This window comes from Gordonia sp. CPCC 205515, assembly GCF_048537925.1.
In the GTDB taxonomy this organism is placed as follows: Bacteria; Actinomycetota; Actinomycetes; order Mycobacteriales; family Mycobacteriaceae; genus Gordonia.
The window spans coordinates 350,275-376,002 of the sequence record NZ_JBCLVJ010000010.1; the positions used below are offsets into that span (position 1 = coordinate 350,275).

Here is a 25,728-nt window from a genome sequence, read left to right on the forward strand (position 1 = left end):
CTCGACCGGGGAAACCACGCGAGTGGTCTCGATACGGTCGTCGCCAGCTCCTCCCTACTCGACTGCCGAAAAGCACAAGGAAACCCACTCTCATGACCACAACCACCGCCTCCACCGCCGGTGCCCGCGCCCACGCCCGGGCGCAGGCCGGCACCATCACCGACTCCATGCCCGTCGTGCCCGCCAGCGCCTGGCCCACCCCGCCCGCTGACGTCGACGCGGCCCAATTGACGTGGGCCGAAACGATTCCCGGCGGCCGCTACACCAGCAAGGTGCTTGCCCGCGGCACCCGACTGCGTCTGCGCGATGTCACCGGATCGGCGTGCGCGCACCTACTGCTGTGGCGCGCCGACGCACCCTGGGAACGCCTCAATGTCGCCGACACCGTCAAGGTTCCGTGGCAGGCCTACCTCGGCGCCGGCCACCCGTTGCTCAGCGATCAGGGCCGTGCGCTGGCCACCGTCGTCGCCGACGAGTCCGGCCATCACGACGCGCTGTGCGGCACCACCACTCTGGCCGGGAACGCGGCCAAATACGGTGATGGACAGGTCTATTCGGCCACTCCGGCGGGACGCGAGATGTTCACCCTGGCCGCCGCCAAACACGGACTGACGCCCACCGATGTCGCGCCGTCGCTGTCCTTCTTCCACGGTGTCGTGGTGGAGTCCGACGGCACCCTGACGTCCAAGGGATCGGCCGGCCGGGACAAATCCGTCGATCTGATCCTGCACCTGCCGTGCGTGGTCGCCGTCGTCAACACCGCCCACCCGCTCGACCCGTCACCCACCTTCGACACCGGACCACTCGAACTGCTCGCCTGGAAGGCGAACGCCGACCTCGACGAACTGCTCGCCGGTGTCGCCGACACCGAACCGGAATACCAACGTGCCGTGGCGAACTCCGAAGACGTCTGGGCCGCAGCCCATTTCTGAGCTCTCGCCCCACTTCCGCTGGCGTATCGAGACCCTCCTTCCGTTGGTCGAGTAGCCACGAGCGAGCGCAGCGAGCCCGAGGCGTATCGAGACCACACCATGAGCAAGGACCAAATACACATGACCATCACCGATTTCACCACCATCCCCGCCGACGAGCTCACGCTCGCACCGGGCACCGTGATTGACGACGCCGAGGTGTCCGAGCGCGGCCCCTGGTCGGGCGTCGTCGCCGCCGGCGACGTCCTCACCATCGTCGACCTCTACGGTAACCAGGCCGTCGACACGCTGTTCTTCGGCGCCGACGACCACGCAATCCGCTACTCCGCGCAAGCCACCATCGCCGCGCAGGGCAACATCTTCCTCACCACCGGATCGGTGATCCGCGACCAGGAATCGTTGCCGCTGATGACGATTGTCGCCGACGAGGTCGGCAATCACGACACCGTCGGCGGCGCCTGCTCGCAGGAATCCAACACCCTGCGCTACGGCCACCACACCAAGCATCAGCACGCGTGCGTGGAGAACTTCCTCATCGAGGGCAGCAGGCACGGCCTGGGCAAAGCCGATCTCGTCGGCAACATCAACTTCTTCATGAACGTCCCCGTCGACCCCGACGGATCCCTCGGCATCGTTGACGGCCTTTCCGCGCCGGGCAAGCGGCTGGCGCTGCGGGCCGACGTCGACACCCTCGTGTTGATCTCCAACTGCCCGCAGATCAACAACCCCTGCAACGGATTCGACCCGACGGCCGTCCGCGTGATCGTCACCCGTCCGGAGCGGTGACCGCCATGACTGCCATCACCGTTCTTCGCGCCGGACCGCTCACCACCATCCAGGACTGGCCGGGCCGCATCGGTTACTGGAAGGTCGGCGTCCCGCCGTCGGGTCCGATGGACGACCTGTCCTTCCGCCTCGCGAACGCCGCCGTCGGCAACCCCGACGACGCCGCGGGACTCGAAGCCACCCTGATGGGACCCGCGTTACGGTTCGACGCCCCGGTCACCGTCGCGGTGACCGGCGCACCCGCCACCGTCACGGTGTCCGGAAAGCCGATGCCGCAATGGGTTCCGCTGCACCTGTCGGCCGGTGACACGCTCGACATCGGGGCCGTCGGCGCGTACGGCATGCGCGTGTACATCGCCGTCGCCGGTGGTCTCGACGCCGAGGACTACCTCGGTAGCCGATCCACCTTCACCATGGGCCGCTTCGGCGGTCACGACGGCCGCAAACTCGCCGACGGTGACCAACTCCCGTTGGCCGACAGCGACACCCGGACAGCACGCCGCATTCTCGGCGACGAACAACCGGCGATGACCAACGCCTGGCAACTCGGTGTCACGGTCGGCCCGCACGGCGCACCGGAGTTCTTCACCGAAGACGACATCGCCGACGTGTTCGCCACCGACTACGAGGTCCACTTCAACTCTGACCGCACCGGCATCCGGCTCATCGGACCCCAGCCGCGCTGGGCCCGCTCCGACGGCGGCGAAGCCGGCCTGCACCCGTCGAACATCCACGACAACGCGTATTCGGTTGGTGCCCTGGACTTCACCGGAGACACCCCGATCCTGCTCGGACCCGACGGCCCCAGCCTCGGCGGGTTCGTCTGCCCGGTGACCGTCGTCGCCGCCGAACGCTGGAAGCTGGGTCAGCTCAAGCCCGGAGACACCGTGCGATTCGTCGCGGTGCGCAGCGAGCACACCGCGTCGACCGCGGAGATCGGTGCCGCCCGCCGCGCATCCTTCGCGCACGTCCTCTCCGCCGGCGGTGACACCGACAACGGCATCCTCGGGAGCACCACCACCGCCGACGGCACCACCGCGGTCACCTACCGGCGCAGCGGGGACGACAACATCCTGGTCGAATACGGTGACATGCGACTCGATCTCGCGCTCCGCGCCCGCGTGCACGCGCTGGCCGAACGCATCGACGCCGAACGCCCCGCCGGACTGGTCGACCTCACCCCCGGAATCCGTTCCCTGCAGGTCAAGGCCGACCCCGACGTCTGGTCACAGCAACGAATGCTGCAGTGGCTCACCGAGTGCGAGAGTCAGCTACCCGCCGCCGACGACCTCGTCGTGCCCAGTCGCACCGTGCACCTACCCTTGTCGTGGGACGATCCGGCGACCCGCGAGGCGATCGAACGGTACATGCTCGGCGTCCGCGGCGACGCACCGTGGTGCCCGTGGAATATCGAGTTCATCCGTCGGATGAACGGACTCGACTCCGTCGACGACGTGCACCGCATCGTCTTTGACGCGAGTTACCTGGTCCTCGGTCTCGGTGACGTGTATCTCGGTGCGCCGGTGGCGGTTCCGCTGGATCCGCGCCATCGTCTGGTCACCACGAAGTACAACCCGGCCCGCACCTGGACCCCGGAGAATGCCGTCGGCATCGGTGGTGCCTACCTCTGCATCTACGGTATGGAAGGCCCAGGCGGCTACCAGTTCGTCGGCCGTACCACCCAGGTATGGAACCATCGACATCCGCTGCCCGCACCAGGATTCGACCCGGAACACCCGTGGCTGCTGCGGTTCTTCGACCAGATCCGGTGGTACCCGGTGAGCGCCGACGAACTGCTGGACATGCGCGCCGACGTCGCCGCCGGCCGTGGAGACTCTGTGCGGATCACCGACGGCACGTTCTCCCTCGCTGAACACCAACGCTTCCTCGACAGCGAGGCCGACGACATCGCCGTCACCCGCTCCGCCATGGAGATCGCCCGCGCCGAGGAACGCGAACGGTGGTCGCAGCAAGGTGAATTCGCGGTCACCGCGATTCCGTCGGAGGCCGAGATCGAGATCGAACAGGGAAAGGTCGCATGAGCCGCATCGACGACATCTACCAGCAAATCGCCGAACAGGACCGACCTGAGGTCTTCATCACGCTCCGGAACCAAGAAGGCGTCGAGGCCGATTACCGCGCGTCGATCGCCGCCGGCGGCCCCCTGGCGGGAATCGTGCTGGCGGTCAAGGACAACGTCGACGTCGCGGGCCTGCCGACCACCGCCGCCTGCCCCGGCTACGCCTACGAACCGACCGACGATGCCGACGCGGTCGCCGCGCTGAAGAACGCGGGAGCCGTGATCATCGGCAAGACCAACCTCGACCAGTTTGCCACCGGCCTCGTCGGCACACGCAGTCCCTATGGTGCGGTGCGGGATTCACGTCGACCGGACCACATCTCGGGTGGCTCCAGCTCCGGGTCTGCGGTGGCCGTTGCTCTCGGGTTCGCCGACATCGCCATCGGCACCGACACCGCCGGCTCCGGTCGGATTCCGGCTGGGCTGCAAGGGATCGTCGGGATCAAGCCGACACTGGGTGTGGTGTCCACCGGCGGCGTCGTTCCGGCCTGCGCCAGCTACGACACCGTCACGATCTTTGCCGCCGACCTCGCCCTCGCGGAGCGTGCCATGGGTGCGATGGCCCGTGCCTACGCACCCCGACCCTTCGGGCCCACAACACTTTTTGCCGCATCCGAGCAACCGACGGTTGCCATCCCTGCAGAGCTGCCCGAACTCGACGACGCCTGGCGCGCCGCATTTGCCGCCGCCGTCACGCGTGCCGAAGAGGCCGGGATGCGTGTCAAACCCATCGACCTGACCGCATTCCTCACTGCCGCGAAACTGCTCTACGACGACGCCCTGGTCGCCGAACGGTTCGACGCGGTCGGGGACTTCCTGACCGCCGCCGATGCGAGCGCCGCGGGTGTCGACCCGGTTGTCGCCGAGATCATCGGTCACGCCGACCGATTCAGCGCTGTCGACCTCCTGCGAGCGCGTCGTCGACTCACCGAACTGCGGGCCGAAGCGATGGCCGAACTCGGCGACGCCGACGCCCTGCTGGTGCCGACCGCGCCCTGCCATCCCACCGTCGGCGAGGTGGCCGCCGACCCGATCGGCGTGAACTCCCGCATGGGTACCTACACCAACTTCTGCAACCTCTTCGACCTCTGCGGTGTTGCTGTTCCGGCGGGTGTGGTCGACGAATCCGACGGCACCCGAGCACAATTCGGTGTCACCTTCCTCGGGCGCGCACACCAGGATGCCGTCGTCGCCGACCTGGCACGGCGATTCACCGCCGGCTCGACCACGGTGCCGGCGTCGTGGCCAGAGATCGCCGACGGTGACGTCGGGATCGAGCTGGCGGTGTTCGGCGCCCACATGCGGGGCGGGCCGCTCACCCACGAGCTGGCCGACCGCGGCGCCCGCTGGGCAGGAGAGGTGCACACAGCACCGTCGTACCGGCTGGTCGCCCTCGACACCACCCCACCCAAACCCGGCCTCATCCGAGACCCGGCCGATGGCCGTGCGATCGACGGTGAGATCTGGTCGCTACCGGCGTCTGCCCTCGGCGCCTTCCTCGCGGCGCTGCCCGCCCCGATGATGCTCGGAAAGGTGGAACTCTCCGACGGGCGATGGGTCATCGGATTCGGCTGCGCCGCCGACGCCGCCGCGGCGGGGGAGCGCGTCGACCGCAGACGATGGTGATGTCGCGAGGGGGCTTCGTGACGCGTCGGGCTCGCAAGCTCGCTCGTCGCCCTCAGCCGGCGGGGTAGCTGACGCGTCGGGCTCGCAAGCTCGCTCGTCGCCCTCGGCCAGCGGGGTAGCACCCGATCCTGAGTTCTCAGCCACGAAGGGCCATCATCGTCCGGCGGATCGGAGATCCGCGGGGCATGTCGTCTTCTTGGCTACAGTGGAGGCCACAAACCAGGCTCACCAAGGAGGCAGTCATGGCGATGGATCCGGCGAAGAGGCAAGCGGTCGGCGAGGTCGTCCGGCAGCATCCCGGCATGTCACTGGCCGCGGTGTCACCGGGCATCGTGCTTTTCCTCGTTCTGTGGGCGGTCACCAACTTCTGGCTGGCCGTGATCGTCGGGGTTGCGGCCGCCGGTGCCGGCTACTACTTCCTCACACGGCAGAAGTAACGCGGGGCGGATGACCATACGCGTCGACAGCTGGATCTGGGCGATCCGGCTGACCAAAACCCGGTCCGCGGCGGGTGCGGCCTGCCGCGGCGGACACGTCCGGGTCAACGGGGTGACCGCCAAACCCGCCCAACCGGTGAGTATCGGCGACGAGGTGGCGGTCCGGCTGCACGGCCACGACCGCGTCGTCGAGGTCACCAAGCTGATCAGCAAACGCGTGTCCGCCCCGGCCGCCGCCGAATGCTTCATCGACCACAGCCCGCCACCTCCGCCGCGGGAAGTGCTCGCGAGCCAGCCGCGCCGCGATCCCGGCGCCGGTCGGCCCACGAAACGTGAACGGCGCGAACTCGATCGGCTACGGTTGCGCGACGGTGGCTTCCTGATCGCCGTGGTCGCGGCGGTCGCGCTGCTGCTCGCCGGATGCTCGAGCGCCGACGACGATCCCGCGTCACCAAAGACGCCCGAACCGCCCGGCAAGGCCGGCAGCGGACCCTACTTCGGGGCCTGCGGCGGCGTCACCAGCGAAGAGGTCGCACAGATCACGACGTTCTCCGGCCTGGCCAACACCGTCAACAACGCATCGGCGTGCGAGTGGAGCAGCAACGCCGACCGCACCGGGCCGGTTGCCTCGTTCAACTGGTACCGCGGATCGCCGATCGGCCGTGAGCGAGCCACCGAACAGCTCTCGCGCGAATCCACCAAGGACATCGAGATCAACGGACACAAGGGGTTCATCGCCTCCGACACCGGCATCTGCGAGATCGGCATCGCTTTCGGTGCGGACTTCTTCGAATGGTCGGTGAGCGCGGGCTCGACCGTGGCCGGTGCGCAACCGCCACCGACCGAGCAGATCTGCAACGCCGCCAAGCAGCTGTCCACGATGTCGATCGAGCGGTCGACATGAGGCGCATCGTCGGCGTCGTGGCGGCGCTGTTGCTGATCGTCGCGGTCTCCGCTGCCTGCGCGCGCTCCATCGACGGCGAACCAGTGGCGGTGGGTGCCGCCGACAACGAGCAAGAAGGCGCTGTCGACACCGATCAGTTCGACAAGCTGCTGCTCGAATGCCAGGTGTTGTCCGCGGCGCAGATCGGGCAGGCCGTCGGCGGTGAGGGTGCCATCGCGCGCGGCACGTTCAACGGCGCGATCTGTCGGTGGATCGTGGAAGGATCGACGCTGGCCGACGTCACCTTCAACTGGTTCGAGTGGGGTGACCCCAACGTCGAGAAGGAGACCGCGAAGAAACTCGGATACGAGACCGAGAACATCAAGGTTGCCAGCCAGGCCGCGTTCACCCAGCGCGACCCGAAACGTCCTGCGGTGTGCGGGGTCACGGCCCGTTCGCCGAGCCGGGGCGTCTACACCTGGTGGGTCGAACCGCGCACCGCTGCGGTCCCGGCCGATCCGTGTGCCGCACCGATCAAGCTCATGGAACTGCTGCTGTCGGGCGGTCAGTGAACGGATCGGGAGGTCACACCGGCAGCGGCACCACCGACACCGTCGACGCGACGACCTGTTCGCCGCTCGCAGTGTCGTCCATCAGTACCCACATCAGCAGCCGCCCGGGTTCGCGGACCCGGCGCACGGTCAGTGCGGTGCCCGGCACGATCGGCCGCAGGTACTCGATCACCGCACGATGGGGTACGTCGACGAGATCGGGATGACCCTGCAGTTCGTCCTCGACCGCCTCGAGATAGGCGGCATTGTTGAGGTGCTTGAACGGGTCGAAGTCGGTGCTGCGCAGCACGTGCTCGCGGTCGGGGAGGTCGACCTCATCGGCAGTCGGCGCCTGTTCCGGGTTCATCGACTTCCACCGCAACCGGTGCACGTCGGTCATCGACGACAACATCTCGAACGCCTCGTCGGTCAGCCGCGACGGCATACCCTGGTCGTTGACATTGATCCAGAACGCCTCGGTCTCGATCAACCCTTCCGGACGCGCCTCGGGGTTGAACCGGTTGGTCTCGTGCTCGGCGGTCAGCCGCACCCGCATATTGGTCCACCGGGTCGAGAGCGCGCCGCACCAGCGCTGCGCGGTCACGGTGGCAGGCCAGGAGATCGGCCGGATCACGTCGATGACCGTGCGGCGCACAATCCAGAACGGGTCGGTCGAGTGGAACTCGGTGGCCTCGATGTTGTCGTTGGCGATGTCCTGCAGATATCGGGCGACGGCGTCGAGGCGGACACGCATCTCCTGATCCACGTCGCCGGTGCGCACCCGATAGTCCACCTCGAAATATCGTGCGCCCTCCATCCGGTCGGAGAGTGGTTCGATTGCGACCGATTCCGCCGTGCGGGAAGTGCTCACCGGGTGCCTGCTTTCGCCGTGCTCGTGGTTTCCTAGTTAAGATACAGAGAACAGAAAAACTAGAACACGTTCCACGTGTTGGATCGCGAGGAAACAGCAGATGGCGCATGTGATCACCCGGCCATGTTGTAACGACGCCAGTTGCGTCGCCGTGTGTCCGGTCAATTGCATTCACCCCACCCCGGATGAGCCGGAGTTCTTCACCGCGGAGATGTTGTTCATCGATCCGGAGACCTGTATCGACTGCGGCGCGTGCATCGACGAGTGTCCCGTCGAGGCGATCCTGCCCGACGACCAGCTCGAGGAACGCGACGAGCCGTACCTGCAGATCAACGCCGACTACTACAAGGACCACGACGTCGAAGGCGGACTGGTACCGCCGAAGAAGGCGCCGCAACTGCCCGACGGGGAACTGCACGTCGCGATCGTCGGCGCAGGTCCCGCCGCCTTCTACGCCGCCGAGGACCTGGTCCGCAAGCCGCAGGTCAAGGTCGACATGTTCGACCGGCTGCCGCATCCGTACGGCCTGGTCCGCGCCGGCGTCGCCCCCGACCACGCGTCGACCAAGGGCGTCGAGAAGACCTTCGCGGCGACCGCGGCCAAACGCAACTTCGCGTACTTCCTCAACGTCGAGGTCGGCAAGCACATCAGCCACGCCGAACTCGTCGACCGCTATCACGCCGTCGTCTACGCAGTCGGTGCCGCAACCGACAAGCACCTGGGTATTGCCGGCGAGGATCTGCCCGGTTCGATCCCGGCGACCGAGTTCGTCGCCTGGTACAACGGCCACCCCGACTACGCGGACTTCGACGTCGACCTGTCCACCGAACGTGCCGTCGTCGTCGGCAACGGCAACGTGGCGCTCGATGTCGCACGCATCCTGGTCAGCGATCCCGACGACCTCGCCCGCACCGACATCGCCGACCACGCGCTGGCCAAGCTGCGGGAATCGCAGGTCAAAGAGGTGGTGTTGCTCGGGCGTCGCGGTATCGCGCAGGCCGCCTACACCAACAGCGAATTCCTCGCGCTCGGCGATGTCGAGGGCGTCGACGTGATCATCGACGCGCAAGAGCTGGCGCTGGACCCGGCCACCGAGGCCGCGCTGTCCGACGACACGCTCGACTCGACCATCGCCACCAAGATCCGCCTCGCTCGCGAGTTCGCCGAACGCCCCGCCACCGACGGCAACCGGCGGATCGTGTTCCGGTTCCTGGTATCGCCGCTCGAGTTGTCGGGTGACGGCGGAGTCGAGACACTGACCTGTGTGCGCAACGTCTACGCGGAGGGAACCGAACGGATCGCGGTCACCCCGACCGAGGAGAAGCTCGAGATCTCGACCGGACTGGTCTTGCGCGCCATCGGCTACCGTGGCCTTCCGGTGACGGACCTGCCCTTCGATGAGACGCGGGGCGTGGTGCCGAACACCGAGGGACGGGTGCAGACGGGAGCCGACGGCGACGTGATGCCGGGGTTGTATGTGACGGGTTGGATCAAACGAGGGGCGACCGGGGGGATCGGGATGAACCGAATGTGTGGTCAGCAGACCGCGGAGGCCGTGCTGCGCGACTTCGTCGACGGGGTCACGAGCGCTCCGGCGACATCGCGCGACGACGTCGCCGACATCGTCGCGAGCAATGGTGCCCACCGCATCGATCTCGACGGGTGGAAGGCCATCGACGCCGCCGAGCGTGCCGCGGGCAACGACGCCGGGCGTCGTCGCGTCAAGATCGTGTCGGTCGCAGAGTGCGAGTCGGCCGCGGGCCTGGAAGCGGTGCAGTAGACATGCGCGTTGCACTGCTGTCGTATCGCAGCAAGCCGCACTGCGGCGGCCAGGGCGTCTACGTCCGGCATCTGTCGCGGGAACTCGCGCTGCTCGGGCACGAGGTGGAGATCTTCTCCGGGCAGCCGTACCCGGACCTCGACCAGGTCGCCATCGACGCCGGCGTCAAACTCACCAAGGTGCCCAGCATGGGCCTTTACGACGAGCCGGACCCGTTCCGCACGCCGCGACCCGGCGAATACCGCGACTGGATCGACGCCCTCGAGGTCGGCGCCATGTGGACCGCCAGCTTCGGCGAACCGCTGACCTTCAGCCTGCGCGTCGCCCGCCTCCTCAAGGAGCGACGCGACGACTTCGACATCGTGCACGACAACCAGTGCCTCGGCTACGGTCTGCTCGACATCCAGAAGGCCGGCTTCCCGCTGATCGCCACGATCCATCACCCGATCACCCGCGACCGCACGCTCGCGGTCAAGGCGGCCAAGGGCTGGCGCAAGATCACCGCGTGGCGTTGGCATTCGTTCCTGCGCATGCAGGGTCGGGTGTCGCGGCGGATTCCCGAACTGCTGACGGTCTCGCGCAGCAGCGAGGTCGACATCCGCAAGGCCTTCGACATCCCGGCCGGCCGGATCACCACCATCCCGCTCGGCGTCGACACCGCGATCTTCAAGCCGGGCGTGGAACGCGTACCGGGCCGCATCGCGTGTATCGCGAGCGCCGACGCCCCGCTCAAGGGCGTGTCGTACCTCCTCGAGGCGGTCGCCAAGCTCAGCTCCGAACGCGACGTCGAACTCGTGCTTGTGTCCAAGCTGGACCCGAATGGCCCGTCCGCCAAGATGATCGACGAGCTCGCCATCGGTGACAAGGTCCGCGTGGTCTCCGGACTCGAGGACGAGGAGATGGCCGAACTCCTCGCGTCGGCCCAAGTGGCCTGTGTCCCTTCACTTTACGAAGGTTTCTCGCTGCCGGCCGTGGAGGCGATGAGCTGCGCGACGCCACTCGTCGCGACCCGCGCCGGCGCCATCCCGGAAGTTGTGGGCACCAAAGAAGAAGCCGCGCTGTTGGTTCCGCCGCGCGACTCCGGGAAACTTGCCCAGGCGATCGGCCGGCTGCTCGACGACGAGGAGTTGCGCCGCACGCTCGGCGCCGGTGGGCGCGCTCGCGTCGAGGAACGCTACAGCTGGGCCGCGGTGGCCGCCAAGACCGCCGCACATTACGAAACCGTGCTGGCCAAAGAAGGGCGCACGGTGAAGGAAGAGGGGAATAACGCGTGCTGACAGTGGATTTCGACCGTCTCGGCGTCGGACCGGGAGTCAAGGCGATCGACATCGGGGCGGGACAGGGGAGGCACTCGTTCGAGATGTTCCGGCGTGGCGCTGACGTCATCGCGTTCGACATGTCCGAGAGTGACATGGCCGATGTCGGTGAGATGTTCGACGCCATGATGGCCGAGGGCCACGTGCCGGCGTCGGCGAAGGCTCGTGCCGAGGTCGGCGACGCTCTACGACTTCCATACGCCGACAACAGCTTCGACGTGGTGCTCATGTCGGAGATCCTCGAGCACGTCCCGTCCGACGAGGCGGCGATGGCCGAGATGGTGCGCATCCTCAAGCCGGGTGGGCTGGCCGCGGTCACCGTGCCGCGGTACTGGCCGGAGAAGGTGTGCTGGGCACTGTCGGACGAGTATCACGAGGTCGAGGGTGGCCACGTGCGGATCTACAAGGCATCCGAACTCGCCGACAAGCTGACCACTGCCGGCCTCGAGGTCACCGGCACCGACCACGCGCACGCGTTGCACGCCCCCTACTGGTGGCTCAAATGTGCTGTCGGCGTGGAGAACAACGACAACTTCCTGGTGAAGGGGTATCACCAGCTGCTGGTCTGGGACATGATGAGCAAGCCGTGGGTGACGCGCGTGGGGGAGCAGGCGCTCAATCCGTTCATCGGCAAGTCGGTGGCGCTGTACCTGCGCAAGCCGATCGACGCCCCCGCCGAGTCCTCGGCATCGTGACCTCGATGCCCGCGATCGCGGGAGTGCTGACACCGGCCCAGGTCGATGCGACCGGTGCGGCGATCGCGGGCATGCAGGAGGATTCCGGTGCGCTGCCATGGTTTCCGGGCGGACAGACGGACCCATGGGACCACATCGAATCGGCGATGGCGCTCACCGTCACCGGTCGCATCGCCGAGGCCGAGGCCGCCTACGAGTGGTCGCGTCGACAGCAACGCGACGACGGTTCCTGGCCGATCCGCTTCGTCGAGGGGCGCATCGAGGACGCCAACACCGACAGCAACTTCTGCGCCTACGTCGCGGTCGGGGTCTGGCATCACTACCTGATCACCGGTGACGGCGCGTTCCTCAACAAGATGTGGCCGACGGTGTGGGCGGCCATCGACCTCGTGCTGAAGTTCCGGCGACCCGACGGCGCGTTCCGGTGGGCTGGCGATCACGCCACCGGTGCCATGTTCGACGACGCCCAGATCACCGGCAACGCCAGCATCTTTCAGTCTCTCGACTGCGCGATCCGCATCGCCGAGGAGATGGGTCAACCCGACGAGGAATGGGAAATCGCGCACACCGACCTCGGTGACGCGCTGCGCGACCGGCCAGAGATCTTCGTGCCGCCGTCCGAACACTCGATGGACTGGTACTACCCGGTCCTCGGTGGCGCGGTGCGGGGCCGGGCCGGACAGGAACTCATCTCCCGGCGCTGGGACGAGTTCGTGGTGCGCGGCAAGGGAATTCGCTGCGTCGACCATCGACCCTGGGTGACCGGTGCCGAGACCTGCGAACTGGCACTCGCCCTCGACGCTCTCGGTGACACCGCCGACGCCGTCCGCCTCATCGAATCGATTCAGCACCTGCGGGATCCGGACGGCTCTTACTGGACCGGCCTGGTGTTCTCCGATGGCAAGCGCTGGCCGGTGGAGAAGAGTTGCTGGACCTCCGCGGCGGTCGTCCTGGCCGCCGACGCCGTCAGCCGCACCAGCGACGGCAACGGAATCTTCCGGGATGTGCGGGAGACTCTGGTCCCGCGCGCCCGTATCGCCTAGACTGGTGTCCAGTCAGCCGTCCGGCGCTGGGCGGCGTGAGGCGTGGAGGGGTTCATGGAATTCGGAATCGTGCAGTTCACCAGCGATCGCGGGCTCAAGCCGCAGGTGCTCGCGCCGCTGATCGAAGACGCCGGATTCGCGTCGTACTTCGTCCCGGAGCACGGACACATCCCGACTCGCCGTGACGCCGCGCATCCCGGCACCGGGGATTCGTCACTGCCGGACGATCGCTACATGCGGACCCTGGATCCGTGGACCTCGCTGGCGGCTGCCGCCGCGGTGACCGAGCGCATCCGACTCGCCACCGCCGTCGCACTGCCGGTGCAGTCCGATCCCATCACCCTCGCGAAAACCCTTGCCACGGTGGACCACATCTCCGGCGGCCGGCTGACCCTCGGCGTCGGATTCGGGTGGAACCTCGACGAATTGTCCGACCACAACGTCCCGCCGAAGCGACGTCGCACCATGCTGCGCGAATACCTCGAGGCGATGCGTGCCCTGTGGACCGACGAGGAAGCCGAATACCACGGCGAGTTCGTCGATTTCGGCCCGAGTTGGGCGTGGCCCAAACCACCGCAGGGCTTGTTGCCGACCCTCGTCGGTGCGGCGGGCAACGAGAAGAACTTCAAGTGGATCGCCCGCAGCGCCGACGGCTGGATCACCACCCCCGGCGAAGACGACATCGAGGGCTCGGTCGCTCTGCTGCACCAGATCTGGTCTGACGCGGGTCGCGATGGCGAGCCGCAAATCGTTGTGTTGGACTTCAAACCTGTCGCCGAGAAGCTCGACAAGTGGCGGGAAATCGGTGTGACACAAGTGCTCTACGGTCTGCCCGACGACAGCGTCGAACGTGCCTCCGGGTACCTGGCGAAGCTTGCGGGGAAGTTGGGGATCAGTCCGGCCGTCGTGTGATCGTGTCGCGACCCCGTGCGCAGGTTGAGCCCCGCGCGTTGAGCGAGCGCAGCGAGCCCGACGCTGGTCGAAACGGGCACACCGGCCCACCGCTCGTTGAGCGCGACGAGCGAGCGCAGCGAGCCCGGCGCTGGTCGAAACGGGTTACCAGGCAGGTGTGCTGGTTTCGACACGCTCGCTCGGCTGGTGCCTCGCGGGCTGCTCAACCAGCGGGGGAAGCGTCTCCCGCCGGCGCTGCACGCAACCCCGGCATGACATACCGCCGTACATGCCGCAGGACCTGGTCGGCGTCGTCGGGATCGATGGTGTCCGAGGGTACGGTGCCCAAGCTGATCAATACGCGCGCAACCCATTCCGCCACCTCGGCGAGATCGTGATCCGGGTGGATCTCGCCGCGCTCGGCGGCCGCGTCGACGTAGGGGCGCCAGAAGGCGGCCAGGTCGGGGACCAGGCCGCTGACGCCAACGCCGGCGCACGCGTCGAAGTCCTCGGGTTCGGTGGTGCGCAGACGCATCAGCAGCGCACCCGGGTCGTCGTAGGCGCCGCGACCGATCCGCACGCCGCTGGCGATCTGCCGGTCGAAGCCTTCGATCCCGTCGAGTTCGGTGACGGCGTCGGCCCAGAACGATTCGTTGAGCCGCACGATCGCGGCGCCGATCAGCGTCGGTTTGTCCGGAAAATGGCGGTAGAGCCACGCCCGGGACACCCCGGCGGTTTCGGCCACTTCCTGCATCGTGGTCGACCGGATCCCCTTGTCGGCGAGCAGTTTCTCGGTGGCGTCGAGCAACCGTGCGCTCACCGTTCCGGTGGGTCGCTGCTGCGCCGTCGTCGACTCGCTCACCCCCGCACCCTAACAAATCCGTGGACAATTCCCCCGAATCTGTTTACCCGGGCAGCCCGATGCGGTAGACAGAAATAGGAATCTGTCTACCGGCTCCGTGGTGGGCCCACCGGATGGGAAAACATGAGCGCATATCTACCGACAACGGCCGTCATCGGTGCCGGTATCAGTGGCCTGACCGCAGGCAAGATGCTGGCCGACTACGGCGTGCCGTACACCTGTTTCGAGTCCTCGGACCGGATCGGCGGCAACTGGGCCTTCGGTAACCCGAACGGCCACAGCAGTGCTTACCGGTCGCTGCACATCGACACCTCCAAGCATCAGCTGTCGTTCCGCGATTTTCCGATGCCCGACGACTATCCAGACTTCCCGCATCACACGCAGATCAAGCAGTACCTCGACAGCTACGCGGAGGCCTTCGGTCTGCTCGACAACATCGAGTTCGGCAACGGTATTGTCCACGCCGAGCGGCTCACCGATGGCGGGTGGGAGCTGGAAACCCAACGCGGAGAGCGTCGTCGATTCGACCTGCTGGTCGTCGCCAACGGACACCACTGGGATCCACGACTGCCCGACTTCCCCGGCGAGTTCACCGGCACCAGCATGCACGCCCACCACTACATCGACCCGCAGACGCCGCACGACTTCTCCGGCAAACGCATCCTGGTCGTCGGCCTGGGCAACAGCGCCGCCGACATCGCGGTCGAGTTGTCGTCGAAAGCGTTGGGCAACAAACTGACCCTGTCCACGCGGTCGGGTGCCTGGATCGTGCCGAAGTACTTCGCCGGCAAGCCGGCCGACAAGTACTACCACACCTCGCCGTACATTCCGTTCTCGTGGCAGCGCAAGTTCATGCAGGTGATGCAGCCGATGACGGCCGGTCGCCCCGAGGATTTCGGCCTGCCGACGCCGAATCACAAGTTCTTCGAAGCGCATCCGACGCAATCGGTGGAATTGCCACTGCGGCTCGGATCGGGTGACGTGATCCCCAAACCGAATATCTCCCTGCTCGACGGCTCGACCGTGCATTTCGAGGACGGCACCTCCGACGACTTCGACATCATCATCTACGCCACCGGTTACAACATCACTTTCCCGTTCTTCGACCCCGACTTCATCAGCGCCCCGGACAATCGGATCGACCTGTACAAGCGAATGTTTTACCCGGGCATCGACGATCTGATCTTCGCCGGCTTCGCCCAGGCCACCCCGACCCTGTTCCCGTTCGTCGAATGCCAGGCACGTCTGGTCGGCGCCTACGCGGTCGGTCAGTATCGGCTGCCGTCGCAGAGCGAGATGCACCGCGTGATCACCGAGGACATGCAGTTCTTCACCGGCCACATGCTCGACCGGCCACGTCACACCCAGCAGCTCGATCACTATCTCTACGAACACAACATGCGCGCCAAGGAGATTCCCGCCGGACGCCGACGCGCGGCCGAGCAGGGCGGTTACCGCTGGGCGGAAGTGGTCGAGGATCGCGAACCCGTCGGCGCCGTCGCCGCCACCGGACAGGAGTGACCATGAGCCATCAGACGGTAACGTTTCAATCGCACGGAACCAGCTGCGACGCATGGTTTTTCCCAGGGGTCGAGACGTCGGCGTTCGACGGCCCGGCCGGTCGCCCCGTGGTGGTCATGGCGCACGGCTTCGCCGGCACCAAGGACTCCGGACTCGAGGCTTATGCACAGCGCTTCGCCGACGCCGGCCTCGCCGTCTTCGCCTTCGACTACCGCGGCTTCGGGCTGTCGGGTGGCGAACCCCGGCAACGGATCTCGATGGAGGGACAACAAGAGGACTACCGCGCCGCCATCGACGCGGCCAAACGTCAGCCGGGCGTCGACCCGGAACGGGTGATCCTCTGGGGGATCTCCCAGTCCGGTGGCCACGTGCTCATCGTGGCCGCCGGCCGCACCGACATTGCCGCTGCCATCACGGTCGTCCCGCTGGTCAACGGGCTCGCCGCCGGGATACACCATTACCCGCAGGTCGGTGCGGCGTCGATGGCACGCTCCACCGTCGTCGGTATCGGCAGTGCGATCGCCGGCAAGTTGGGCCGGCCGGCCACCATGATGCCGGTCGTCGGCCGACCAGGGGAGAAGGCGGCGCTCACCTCGCCGGGATTCTACGAGGACTACCTCGCCATCGCCGGACCGTCGTGGCGCAACGAGGTCGACGCGTCGATCGGGTTGGAACTGGGTAGTTTCCGCGCCGACAAGGCGGCCCATGACGTGGCGGCGCCGGTGTTGATGCAGATCGCCGACTTCGACCAGGGGGCACCCGCCTACGCCGCGGCCAAGGCCGGGTTCGCTGCCCGCGCCGAAGTGCGGCACTATCCGTGCGATCACTTCGACATCTTCGACGGCAACGACTGGTTCGAACCCGCTGTCACCCACGAGATCTCGTTCCTGACACGGCATCTCGCCCGGACCGTCGAGGTGGTCGGGTGAGCGGCACCGCAGTCGTGGTCGGTGGTGCGTCGGGCATCGGCCTGGCCACCGCCCGCGCGCTGGCCGCCGACGGATATGCGGTGGTCGTCGCGGACGTGAATGGTGAAGCCGCACAGGCGGCCGCGGCTGACCTTGGTGGCTCGGCGCGGGCTATCACCATGGACGTGACCAGCGAGGAATCGGTGGCCGCCGGATTCGACGGCCTCGACGATCTGCGGGTCGTCGTCAGCTGCGCGGGGCTGACGATGCCGGGCGCGATCACCGAACTGCCGCTGGAACAGTGGCAGACGACCATCGACGTGTGCCTGACCGGATCGTTCCTCGTCCTCAAGCACGCCGGCCAGCGGATCGCCGACGGCGGCTCCATCGTGGTGATCTCCTCCCTCAACGCACGCCAACCCGGTGCTGCGATGGCGTCGTATTGCGCGTCGAAGGCCGGCGTGACGATGCTCGTCGAGGTGGCGGCCCTCGAGATGGCCGCACGCGGCGTGCGAGTCAACGCCATCCAACCCGGCGTCGTCGACACCCCGCTCACCGCGGGCCTGGCGCTGGTCCCCGGCTTGATGGAGGAGTACGTCGAGAACACCCCGCTCGGGAGGGCCGGGCAGCCTGAGGAGATCGCTTCGATGGCGGCGTTCTTGGTGTCCGATCGCGCCGCCTGGATCACCGGCGCCGCCTTCGACGTCAACGGCGGCGCCCACCTGCAGCGCTACCCGGACGTGCTCGGCAAGGTGCGCGCGATGATGGGCGTGTAGGGCCTCTCGCTTCTTCCCCCGGCTGCATGAAGGTTCTCCGGTTGCAGCGGGGGGACGGTTATGGGGTCGGGGGACGAACTTCACGCCCCTGTGGCCTGTGGATAGATTCTGAGCGTCGTCGGCGATCCGGGGCATGATCAGTCGACATGGACGACTTCGACTTCCGTGAGCACCTTGTGTTCCGATCTGAGGTGATCGCCGCCGGCGGCACCGACGCCGAACTGCGTCGTGCCGTCGGTGCCGGCATTCAGGAACGTATCTGGCGTGGCTCGTATTTGCCCGCAACGACCGCGCAGACCTTCACCGAGAAACTCGAGCGTTACCGCGCCATGGTGATCGCCGCCGCCCGAACCAGCGGACCGGGCCGTACCGTCAGTCACCAGTCGGCCGCTGCTTTGCACCGAGTTCCCATGCTGACACCGGACTTCGCGACGGTACACTTCACCTCCGCCACGACGGGCAAGAAGATCATGCATGGCGTCATCCATCAAGCGAAACTCGCCGATTCGGCCGTGGTCGGGATGAGCGGTGTCGCGCTCACCTCGCGACCTCGATCCATGTGCGACGTCGCCCGCAACGGAACACTGCAGCAAGGCGTGTGCGTCCTGGATTCCGGACTCCACCTGGGCGTCACGATGGAGGAGATCGAGGAGGAGGTGAAACGTCTGAGTCGCCACCACGGAGCGGCTCGGCTTCGACACGCAGTCAGTCTGGCTAGCGGTCTGTCCGAGAGTGTCGGCGAGTCGTTGAGCCGTCTGGTACTCGCGGACTGCCCGTCGATTCCACCACCGGAGTTACAGGTGAAGATCGAGGTCGAGATCGACGGCCACCGGAAAACGGTGCGCAGTGATTACGGTTGGCGGGATAGGCAGGGAGTGCTCCGCGTCGTCGGGGAGTTCGACGGGAAACTCAAATACCATCGGTCGAGTCCGTGGGGTGACCGCCTACCGGAGGAGGTGCTCTTCACGGAAAAGGTGCGGGAGGACGCCATTCGGGCGACCGGACCACGGATGGTTCGGTGGATTTGGAGGGACGCCAAGCGTCCGAAGGTACTGCACGCCAAAGTAATCGCCGCGCTCCGGGCCGGTGGCATCATCGACTGACAGTTCTTCCCCCGACTCCGTGACCTTTCCCCTGCTGCAACCGAAGAATCGTTACGCGGCCGGGGGAAGAACCGTGAGCACTACTGCACGGGCAGCGCCGCGCCCACCTCGCCACCGTCGCGACGCAGCACCCGCAGCGACCCTTCGGCGCGCACCTCGGTGAATTGCCCGGTGGCCAGCGCCTGCCGGTAGATCTCGTAGGGCGGACGCCCGCCGTCATCGGGGTTGGGGAACACGTCGTGGATCAGCAGCGCCCCACCGATGCGCACCCATTTGGCCCAGCCGTCGTAGTCGTTCTGCGCGGCGGCCATGCTGTGTCCACCGTCGATGAACACGAAGTCGGTCGGCTTGCCCCACACGCGGGCGGCCATCGTGGAGCCCGCGAGCATCCCGATGACGGTCTTCTCCAGCTTGGCGTCGAACATCGTCTGCCGGAAGCGGGCGGAGGTGTCGAGCGTGCCCGAATGCGGATCGACCAACGCGGTGTCGTGGTACTCCCAACCCGGCTGATGCTCTTCGGAGCCGCGGTGGTGGTCGACGGTGACGATGATGGCGCCGTATGGTTCGGCGGCAGAGCCCAGATAGACCGTCGACTTCCCGCAGTAGGTGCCGATCTCCACGCCTACCCGCGTCGAATTCGGTTGGCCCAGATACTCACCCGCGATTTCGAAGAGTGTCATCGCCTCGTCGTGCGGCATGAAACCCGGTGCCTCGGCGGCCGCGGCCAGACGTTCGGGGGAGGGGGCATTCGGCGTCGTCGCCGACGAAGCGGTCATGCGGGCAATGCTATCGAACGCTCGGTCGCGGCCGCGTAGGGTGACCCGTATGAAAGCACAAGTGCTCACCGAAGAGTCCGGCCCATCCGCCCTGCAGCTGACCGACGTCGACGACCCGACGCCCGCAGACGGGCAGGTCGTCGTCGACATCAAGTCGTGCGGCATCTGCTTCCCCGACCTGCTGATGAGTCAGGGCAAGTACCAGCTGCGGATGCCGACGCCGTTCACCCCGGGCACCGAGGTCGCCGGTGTGGTCGCGCAGGCACCGGATGGAGCGTCGGTGAAGGCCGGCGACAAGGTGCTCGTCGCGTCGATCGTCGGCGGTTTCGCCGAGCGCCTCGTGGCGTCGCCGGAACAGCTGCTGCCGCTGCCCGAGGGCTTGACCTTCGACCAGGGCGCCGCGATGGGCATCAACTACCAGACCGCGCTGTTCGCGCTGAAGATCCGCGCGCAGACCGCGCCGGGCGAGATCGTCGGCGTGCTCGGCGCCGCGGGTGGCGTCGGCACTGCATCGATCATGGTGGCAAAGGCCATGGGCGCCAAGGTGATTGCCATCGTGCACCGCAAGGGCGCCGAGGAACTGCTGCGAGAGGCCGGCGCCGACGAGATCGTCCAGCTCGAGGAAGGCTGGGGCGCCAAGCTCAAGGAGATCGCCCCCGAGGGTGTCGACGTGATGATCGACCCCTCCGGCGGAGAGGTCTTCGACGAGGCGCTGCGCCAGGTCGCACCGGACGGCCGCTACGTGGTGATCGGCTTCGCCGCCGGCGGCATCCCGACCGTCAAGCTCAACCGGGTGCTGTTCCGCAACATCGCCGTCGTCGGCGCCGCGTGGGGCGAATACGTCCGCACCCACCCCGGCGTCCCCGAACTGCTGCACGACGAACTGACCGAGATGATCGCCGCCGGGATGCGGCCGATGGTCAACACCACCTACTCCCTGGATCAACTGTCCGACGCGTTGACCGATCTCGCCGAAGGGCGGATCCTGGGGAAGGCGGTCGTCAAGATCGCCGACTGACTCTGCCGGCGGGCCCGGTGCCGGCGTTTCGACACGGCTCGGGCTCGCTGCGCTCGCACGTGCCTGCTCAACGAGCGGGTGGACCGACAGGAGAAACCCATGTGCCGCAACATCACCGAACTGCGCGGGCTGGAACCCGCGGCCACCGACGAGGAGATCGAGGCCGCGGCCCGGCAATACATCCGCAAGGTGAGTGGCATCCGGCATCCCTCGGCCGCCAACGAAGAGGCCTTCGAGGCGGCGGTCCGCGCGGTCACCGCGACCACCCACGAACTCCTCGACGCCCTGCCAGAGCGGCGGCAACCGCCCAAGACGGTGCCGCCGCTGCGTCGGCCGGAAGTACGGGCGCGGATCGCGGCGCGGGGCTGAAGCGACGAACACACCTACATGAGCCCGTCAGGTGGAACCGCCCGAGTTCGCGGTACGTCTAACTCGTAAGTGCAGGTCCCAGCCGGGTGACGAGTATCTTGTTCGTCACTACATGTCCCATTTTCTGGTCAGTATCGGGGAGGCTCTCGTGTCGGTAACTCAGATTGATCTTGACGACGAAGCACTGGCTGAGGTCATGCTGATCGCCGGAATCACCAGCAAGGACGAGGCCGTGAACTTCGCGATGCGTGACTACGTTGAGAGTTTTCGTCGGATAGCGGCCATCGCCCAGTCGCAAGAGGACGCGAAGGACTGGGACTATGAGGGGTGGCTCAAGCGGCGGAATGCTGAGAAGGATGCCGAGAGTTGATCAGCTTCCTGGTCGACTCCTCCGCCCTGTGGCGGCTCGAACGTCAACCGGAGATCAATAGACAATGGAGATTTTCGCTCGCAAGAGGCGCAGTGGGTTCATGTGAACCGCAACGTGCGGAGTTCCGTCGTTCTCCACGATGACGCCGACTTCGAATTGGCCGCCCGCCATCTGCCTGACGTGCGAGCTCGTCGCGTCGTCGTGTGAGCCTTATCCTCACTCTGATCTGAACCATTCGCCGTTCGAAGCTTCCGCTGGCTAGGCTGACACCGGTGACCCCACCGAGTCCGACACCCGCGCCTCGATCCGTGCGTTTTGCGGCCTTCGCCGTCGTCGCCGCGTTGATCGCCCTGCTGATCGCCGTCGCCGGCCCCGCACCCCGCGCCGCCGCGGCCCCCGCCGACAACTGCTCGCCGCCCGGCCAGAACTCCGCGTCGGCCGCACCGACGAACCTCGCCGCGGCCGATCAGGGTGGGGAGGACCGCTACACCACGGCCACCACGACGCCGATCGACCAGCTCGACATCAACAACCTCGGCCTCATCAACCCCGGCACCATCTCGGTGGGCACACTGTCCGACGCCGGTCCGAGCATCTGCGTCAACAGCGAAGGCAACTTCACCGGCTTCGACAACGAACTCCTCAAGGCCGTCGCCGCCAAGCTCGGCCTGAAGATCCAGTTTGCCGGCACCGAGTTCTCCGGCCTGCTCTCGCAGGTGGCCAACCACCGGTTCGACGTCGGGTCGTCGTCGATCACCACCACCGACGAGCGTCGCAAGACCGTCGGCTTCACCAACGGCTACGACTTCGGCTACTTCTCGCTGGTGGTGCCAAACGGCAGCAGCATCAAGGGGTTCAAGGATCTGAACTCCGGCACCCGGATCGGCGTCGTGCAGGGCACCGTGCAGGACGACTACGTGGTCAACACCCTGCACCTCGACCCGGTCAAGTTCCCCGACTATGCCACCGCCTACGCCAACCTCAAGACGGGTCAGATCGACGCGTGGGTCGCGCCGTCGCAGCAGGCCCAGGGGGCGGTCAAACCCGGTGACGGCACGTCCATCGTGGAGAACACGTTCAGCGTCAACAACTTCGTCGCCTGGGCCGTCGCCCGCGACAAGCCGAAGTTGGTCGACGCACTCAACTCGGGACTCGACGCGATCATCGCCGACGGCACCTACGCCAAGCTCTACAGCGACTGGGTACCGCGCGAACTCCCGGCGGGCTGGAAGCCCGGCAGCAAGGCCGCACCGGAACCGCAGCTGCCCGACTTCGCGGCCATCGCAAAGGCCAATGCCGCCAAGGAGGACGACACCGAGGCCACCGCCCCCAAGAGCACCCTCGCGCAACTCGGCTCGACGTTCTTCAACTGGGAGCTCTACAAGCAGGCGTTCCCGGACCTGATCAAGACGGGCCTGCCCAACACGATCATTCTGTCGATCGTGTCCGGCGTCATCGGCACCATCCTCGGCATGGTGCTCGCGGTGGCCGGCCTGTCCCGATCGCGGTGGCTACGCTGGCCGGCGCGGGTCTACACCGACATCTTCCGCGGTCTGCCCGCGGTGGTGATCATCCTGATCGTCGGCCTCGGCGTCGGGCCGGTGGTCAAGAACCTCACCGGCAACAACCCGTACTGGCTCGGCGCGTTCGCCCTCGCGCTGCTCGCCGCCGCCTACATCGGGGAGATCTTCCGCTCCGGCATCCAGAGCGTCGACAACGGGCAGATGGAGGCCTCCCGCGCGATCGGCTTCTCCTACCGCGACTCCATGCGTTTGGTGGTGATCCCGCAGGGCGTACGACGGGTGCTGCCCGCCTTGATGAATCAGTTCATCAGCCTCATCAAGGACAGCTCGCTGATCTACTTCCTCGGGCTGCTCGCCACCCAGCGCGAGCTGTTCGCCGTCGGCCGAGACCTCAACGCGCAGACCGGAAACCTGTCACCACTGGTGGCCGCCGGCATCATGTACCTGATCCTGACGGTGCCGCTGACCCACCTCGTGAACTACATCGACAAACGCTTGCGCACCGGCCGCCCGGTCGACGACGAACCGCTGCCCGTCACCGCCAGCCCGGTCCAGGAGGGATGACATGTCCACCGCTTCCGCCGCCGCCACCGCACCCACCCGCGACGCGGTCTCGTTGACCGGCAAGGATCTTCACCTGTCGTTCGGCAAGAACCTCGTCCTGCGCGGCGTCGACATCCACGTCGACGCCGGCAGCACCACCACCGTCATCGGGCCGTCGGGCTCCGGTAAATCGACGCTGCTGCGAGTGCTCAACCGGCTGCATGAACCCGACAGTGGTGACATCCTGCTCGACGGCCGTTCGGTGCTACAGGACAATCCCGACGAACTACGACGACGCATCGGCATGGTGTTCCAGCAATTCAACCTGTTCCCGCACAAGACCGTGGTGGAGAACGTCGCGCTGGGACCGCAGAAGCTGCGCGGGCTGAGCAAGGACGCGGCGCGCGCGGCGGCGATGGCCCAACTCGAGGTCGTGGGGCTCACCGCCAAGGCCGATGCCCGCCCCGGCAACCTGTCCGGCGGTCAGCAGCAACGCGTGGCCATCGCCCGCGCCCTCGCGATGGAACCGCAGGTGATGTTCTTCGACGAGGCCACCTCGGCGCTGGACCCCGAGCTCGTCAAGGGCATCCTCGCGTTGATGACCGACCTTGCTGCGGAAGGCATGACGATGGTTGTCGTCACCCACGAGATGGGCTACGCCCGCAACGTCTCCGACAACGTGGTGTTCATGGATCACGGTGCAGTGGTGGAAACCGGTACACCCGATCAGATCTTCACCGACGCCGAGTCGGACCGGTTGCGTGCGTTCCTGTCTCAGGTGTTGTGACAGGCGAATCCTTCAGTCCGTGCGAGGCGGTTGGCGATCAAATCGACTGCGCTGACGGCGCCCGGTGTACATAATGAGATACATGCCTGCGCGCAGCCCGGATACTCCGTCCCACGCTGAGCGTGCGCTGGCCGAGATAGGGCGAGTGCTGCGGGCTAGGCGGTTGGCGTTGGGTGTCAGCGCTACGACAACCGCCGAATCAGCCGGGATGTCGCGGGTGACCCTGCACCGCATCGAGGCCGGATCACCATCGGTGACCATCGGCGCGTACCTGAACGCCGCCACGGCGCTTGGCCTCGAGCTGACCGTCGGCGAAGCACCTCGGCCTGCCGCCGCCGAGCGTGCATCGGTGCCCGCACCATCGGCCACGGTGCAGACCGTGCGTATCGGGGATTACCAGCAGCTACAAGCCATCTCCTGGCACTTGAGCCCGGAATCCAGTATCCCGGAGGTTGAGGCGTTGGAGTTGTACGAGCGCAATTGGCGACACATCGACCAGGCTGCGATGACCGACGACGAGCGCAGATTTGTGCAACACCTGGCCGATGCCCATGGGAGCGGTATTATCCTTGTTTGAGCGGCCGCACCATTCCCGTATCGCCTCCATCCTCGAGGCGCTCGACGCCGAGTTGCTTGCTGCGTGCAAATGCTATTTTGGTGGTGGGACAGCGATCGCCTTGCGCTACAGCGAGTTTCGCGAGTCCCGAGGCATCGACCTGATCGTGTCCGACCGGGCCGGTTACGGAGACCTTCGAGAGCGGGTTCGCCGTGTCGGGAGCATCAATGCGCTGACCCGCACGTCGATCACTCAACTCCGACCGGTCAGGACGGACCAGTACGGCATCAGAACGGTGGTCGATGCCGACGGCGCGCCGATCAAGCTCGAGATCATCTCCGAGGGCCGGATCACGCTCGATGAGCCGGCATCAGATGACGTCATTTGCGGGGTAAGGACTTTGACACCTCTCGACATGGCCACCACCAAGCTGTTGGCCAATTCGGACCGATGGGCGGATCGGTCAGTCTACAGTCGCGACCTGATCGACCTGGCCATGATGGATATCAGCCAGACTCTCGTGGACAAGGCGATAGCCAAAGCCGAAACCGCCTATAGGTCCTCAGTCATCAAGGACCTGACGAAGTCGATCCGCGTCCTTCAGGAGGATCCGCACCGGCTCGACGACTGCATTCGAGAACTTCATATGACCGTACCGAAAGCCGTTCTGTGGGCAAGGATCAAACGCCTGAGTCGGGGGTGAGATTCGGCGCGGTCTCGATGTC

Annotated in this window: 25 protein-coding genes and 2 pseudogenes; 24 read left to right on the plus strand and 3 right to left on the minus strand. The window is 66.6% G+C overall.

What is annotated here, in order from left to right; all coding sequences use genetic code 11:
- Positions 1–92 precede the first annotated feature (92 nt).
- The 7 genes from AAFP30_RS16670 (at position 93) to AAFP30_RS16700 (ending at position 7,316) form a co-directional block, all read left to right on the plus strand.
- Positions 93–932, plus strand: a complete 840-nt coding sequence (locus tag AAFP30_RS16670; protein ID WP_419231077.1) for an urea amidolyase associated protein UAAP1 — start codon at positions 93–95, stop codon at positions 930–932.
- A gap of 120 nt (positions 933–1,052) precedes the next feature.
- Positions 1,053–1,718, plus strand: coding sequence for an urea amidolyase associated protein UAAP2 (locus AAFP30_RS16675; RefSeq protein WP_419231078.1), 666 nt, complete (start codon positions 1,053–1,055; stop codon positions 1,716–1,718).
- 5 nt (positions 1,719–1,723) lie between these two features.
- Positions 1,724–3,760: a 5-oxoprolinase/urea amidolyase family protein gene (locus tag AAFP30_RS16680; protein ID WP_419231079.1), complete on the plus strand. Its 2,037-nt coding sequence runs from the start codon at positions 1,724–1,726 to the stop codon at positions 3,758–3,760.
- The gene (gene atzF, locus AAFP30_RS16685) at positions 3,757–5,424 is read left to right on the plus strand and encodes an allophanate hydrolase (protein WP_419231080.1); all 1,668 of its coding nucleotides are present in this window, start codon (positions 3,757–3,759) and stop codon (positions 5,422–5,424) included. The genes AAFP30_RS16680 and atzF overlap by 4 nt, the downstream gene beginning before the upstream one ends.
- Before the next feature lie 242 nt (positions 5,425–5,666).
- Positions 5,667–5,861 (plus strand): hypothetical protein, encoded by a 195-nt coding sequence (locus tag AAFP30_RS16690; RefSeq protein ID WP_419231081.1) that lies wholly within the window; start codon positions 5,667–5,669, stop codon positions 5,859–5,861.
- Positions 5,862–5,871: 10 nt separating this feature from the next.
- Positions 5,872–6,765, plus strand: a complete 894-nt coding sequence (locus AAFP30_RS16695) for a DUF3558 family protein (RefSeq protein ID WP_419231082.1) — start codon at positions 5,872–5,874, stop codon at positions 6,763–6,765.
- Entirely contained in the window at positions 6,762–7,316 is a 555-nt protein-coding gene (locus AAFP30_RS16700; RefSeq protein WP_419231084.1) for a DUF3558 domain-containing protein, read from the plus strand. The genes AAFP30_RS16695 and AAFP30_RS16700 overlap by 4 nt, the downstream gene beginning before the upstream one ends.
- 13 nt (positions 7,317–7,329) lie before the next feature.
- Here AAFP30_RS16700 and AAFP30_RS16705 read toward each other — a convergent pair whose 3' ends face one another.
- On the minus strand, positions 7,330–8,112 hold the full coding sequence (locus tag AAFP30_RS16705; protein ID WP_419231254.1) for an acyl-[acyl-carrier-protein] thioesterase: 783 nt from the start codon (positions 8,110–8,112) through the stop codon (positions 7,330–7,332).
- Positions 8,113–8,266: 154 nt separating this feature from the next.
- Here AAFP30_RS16705 and AAFP30_RS16710 point away from each other — a divergent pair, with 154 nt between their 5' ends.
- The 5 genes from AAFP30_RS16710 to AAFP30_RS16730 are packed head-to-tail and all read left to right on the plus strand — an operon-like array spanning position 8,267 to position 13,912.
- A complete protein-coding gene (locus AAFP30_RS16710) occupies positions 8,267–9,946 on the plus strand; it encodes an FAD-dependent oxidoreductase (RefSeq protein WP_419231085.1) in 1,680 nt (559 codons plus the stop codon).
- 2 nt (positions 9,947–9,948) lie between these two features.
- Complete coding sequence (locus tag AAFP30_RS16715) at positions 9,949–11,223, plus strand: glycosyltransferase family 4 protein (RefSeq protein ID WP_419231087.1); 1,275 nt, start codon at positions 9,949–9,951, stop codon at positions 11,221–11,223.
- Complete coding sequence (locus AAFP30_RS16720) at positions 11,217–11,957, plus strand: class I SAM-dependent methyltransferase (RefSeq protein ID WP_419231088.1); 741 nt, start codon at positions 11,217–11,219, stop codon at positions 11,955–11,957. Before AAFP30_RS16715 ends, AAFP30_RS16720 begins: the two co-directional genes overlap by 7 nt.
- A complete protein-coding gene (locus AAFP30_RS16725; protein WP_419231089.1) occupies positions 11,954–13,000 on the plus strand; it encodes a prenyltransferase in 1,047 nt (348 codons plus the stop codon). Before AAFP30_RS16720 ends, AAFP30_RS16725 begins: the two co-directional genes overlap by 4 nt.
- A gap of 54 nt (positions 13,001–13,054) precedes the next feature.
- The gene (locus AAFP30_RS16730) at positions 13,055–13,912 is read left to right on the plus strand and encodes an LLM class F420-dependent oxidoreductase (RefSeq protein ID WP_419231091.1); all 858 of its coding nucleotides are present in this window, start codon (positions 13,055–13,057) and stop codon (positions 13,910–13,912) included.
- A 202-nt stretch (positions 13,913–14,114) separates the two neighbouring features.
- On the opposite strand, the gene AAFP30_RS16735 is transcribed toward AAFP30_RS16730, so the two are convergent.
- The gene (locus AAFP30_RS16735; protein WP_419231092.1) at positions 14,115–14,753 is read right to left on the minus strand and encodes a TetR/AcrR family transcriptional regulator; all 639 of its coding nucleotides are present in this window, start codon (positions 14,751–14,753) and stop codon (positions 14,115–14,117) included.
- Between the two features lie 123 nt (positions 14,754–14,876).
- Here AAFP30_RS16735 and AAFP30_RS16740 point away from each other — a divergent pair, with 123 nt between their 5' ends.
- From AAFP30_RS16740 to AAFP30_RS16755, 4 genes are all read left to right on the plus strand, one after another.
- Positions 14,877–16,274 (plus strand): flavin-containing monooxygenase, encoded by a 1,398-nt coding sequence (locus tag AAFP30_RS16740; RefSeq protein ID WP_419231093.1) that lies wholly within the window; start codon positions 14,877–14,879, stop codon positions 16,272–16,274.
- 2 nt (positions 16,275–16,276) lie between these two features.
- On the plus strand, positions 16,277–17,203 hold the full coding sequence (locus AAFP30_RS16745) for an alpha/beta hydrolase (RefSeq protein ID WP_419231095.1): 927 nt from the start codon (positions 16,277–16,279) through the stop codon (positions 17,201–17,203).
- On the plus strand, positions 17,200–17,958 hold the full coding sequence (locus AAFP30_RS16750; protein WP_419231096.1) for an SDR family NAD(P)-dependent oxidoreductase: 759 nt from the start codon (positions 17,200–17,202) through the stop codon (positions 17,956–17,958). Before AAFP30_RS16745 ends, AAFP30_RS16750 begins: the two co-directional genes overlap by 4 nt.
- Before the next feature lie 146 nt (positions 17,959–18,104).
- On the plus strand, positions 18,105–19,061 hold the full coding sequence (locus AAFP30_RS16755) for a hypothetical protein (protein WP_419231097.1): 957 nt from the start codon (positions 18,105–18,107) through the stop codon (positions 19,059–19,061).
- An 80-nt stretch (positions 19,062–19,141) separates the two neighbouring features.
- Here AAFP30_RS16755 and AAFP30_RS16760 read toward each other — a convergent pair whose 3' ends face one another.
- Positions 19,142–19,837: a class I SAM-dependent methyltransferase gene (locus tag AAFP30_RS16760; RefSeq protein ID WP_419231098.1), complete on the minus strand. Its 696-nt coding sequence runs from the start codon at positions 19,835–19,837 to the stop codon at positions 19,142–19,144.
- 49 nt (positions 19,838–19,886) lie between these two features.
- On the opposite strand from AAFP30_RS16760, the gene AAFP30_RS16765 reads away from it, so the two are divergent.
- From AAFP30_RS16765 to AAFP30_RS16800, 8 genes and pseudogenes are all read left to right on the plus strand, one after another.
- Positions 19,887–20,855, plus strand: a complete 969-nt coding sequence (locus AAFP30_RS16765) for an NADPH:quinone oxidoreductase family protein (protein WP_419231099.1) — start codon at positions 19,887–19,889, stop codon at positions 20,853–20,855.
- 99 nt (positions 20,856–20,954) lie between these two features.
- The gene (locus AAFP30_RS16770) at positions 20,955–21,224 is read left to right on the plus strand and encodes a DUF2277 domain-containing protein (RefSeq protein ID WP_419231100.1); all 270 of its coding nucleotides are present in this window, start codon (positions 20,955–20,957) and stop codon (positions 21,222–21,224) included.
- Positions 21,225–21,372: 148 nt separating this feature from the next.
- Positions 21,373–21,525 (plus strand): annotated as a pseudogene (locus tag AAFP30_RS16775) (type II toxin-antitoxin system VapB family antitoxin); the annotation flags it as partial.
- Between the two features lie 186 nt (positions 21,526–21,711).
- Positions 21,712–21,801, plus strand: a pseudogene (locus AAFP30_RS16780) (VapC toxin family PIN domain ribonuclease); the annotation flags it as partial.
- Positions 21,802–21,866: 65 nt separating this feature from the next.
- Complete coding sequence (locus tag AAFP30_RS16785; protein WP_419231101.1) at positions 21,867–23,681, plus strand: ABC transporter substrate-binding protein/permease; 1,815 nt, start codon at positions 21,867–21,869, stop codon at positions 23,679–23,681.
- Between the two features lies 1 nt (position 23,682).
- On the plus strand, positions 23,683–24,447 hold the full coding sequence (locus tag AAFP30_RS16790; RefSeq protein WP_419231102.1) for an amino acid ABC transporter ATP-binding protein: 765 nt from the start codon (positions 23,683–23,685) through the stop codon (positions 24,445–24,447).
- An 82-nt stretch (positions 24,448–24,529) separates the two neighbouring features.
- Positions 24,530–25,024, plus strand: a complete 495-nt coding sequence (locus tag AAFP30_RS16795) for a helix-turn-helix domain-containing protein (RefSeq protein ID WP_419231103.1) — start codon at positions 24,530–24,532, stop codon at positions 25,022–25,024.
- Positions 24,993–25,706, plus strand: a complete 714-nt coding sequence (locus tag AAFP30_RS16800; RefSeq protein WP_419231105.1) for a nucleotidyl transferase AbiEii/AbiGii toxin family protein — start codon at positions 24,993–24,995, stop codon at positions 25,704–25,706. The genes AAFP30_RS16795 and AAFP30_RS16800 overlap by 32 nt, the downstream gene beginning before the upstream one ends.
- The last annotated feature ends 22 nt before the right edge of the window (positions 25,707–25,728 follow it).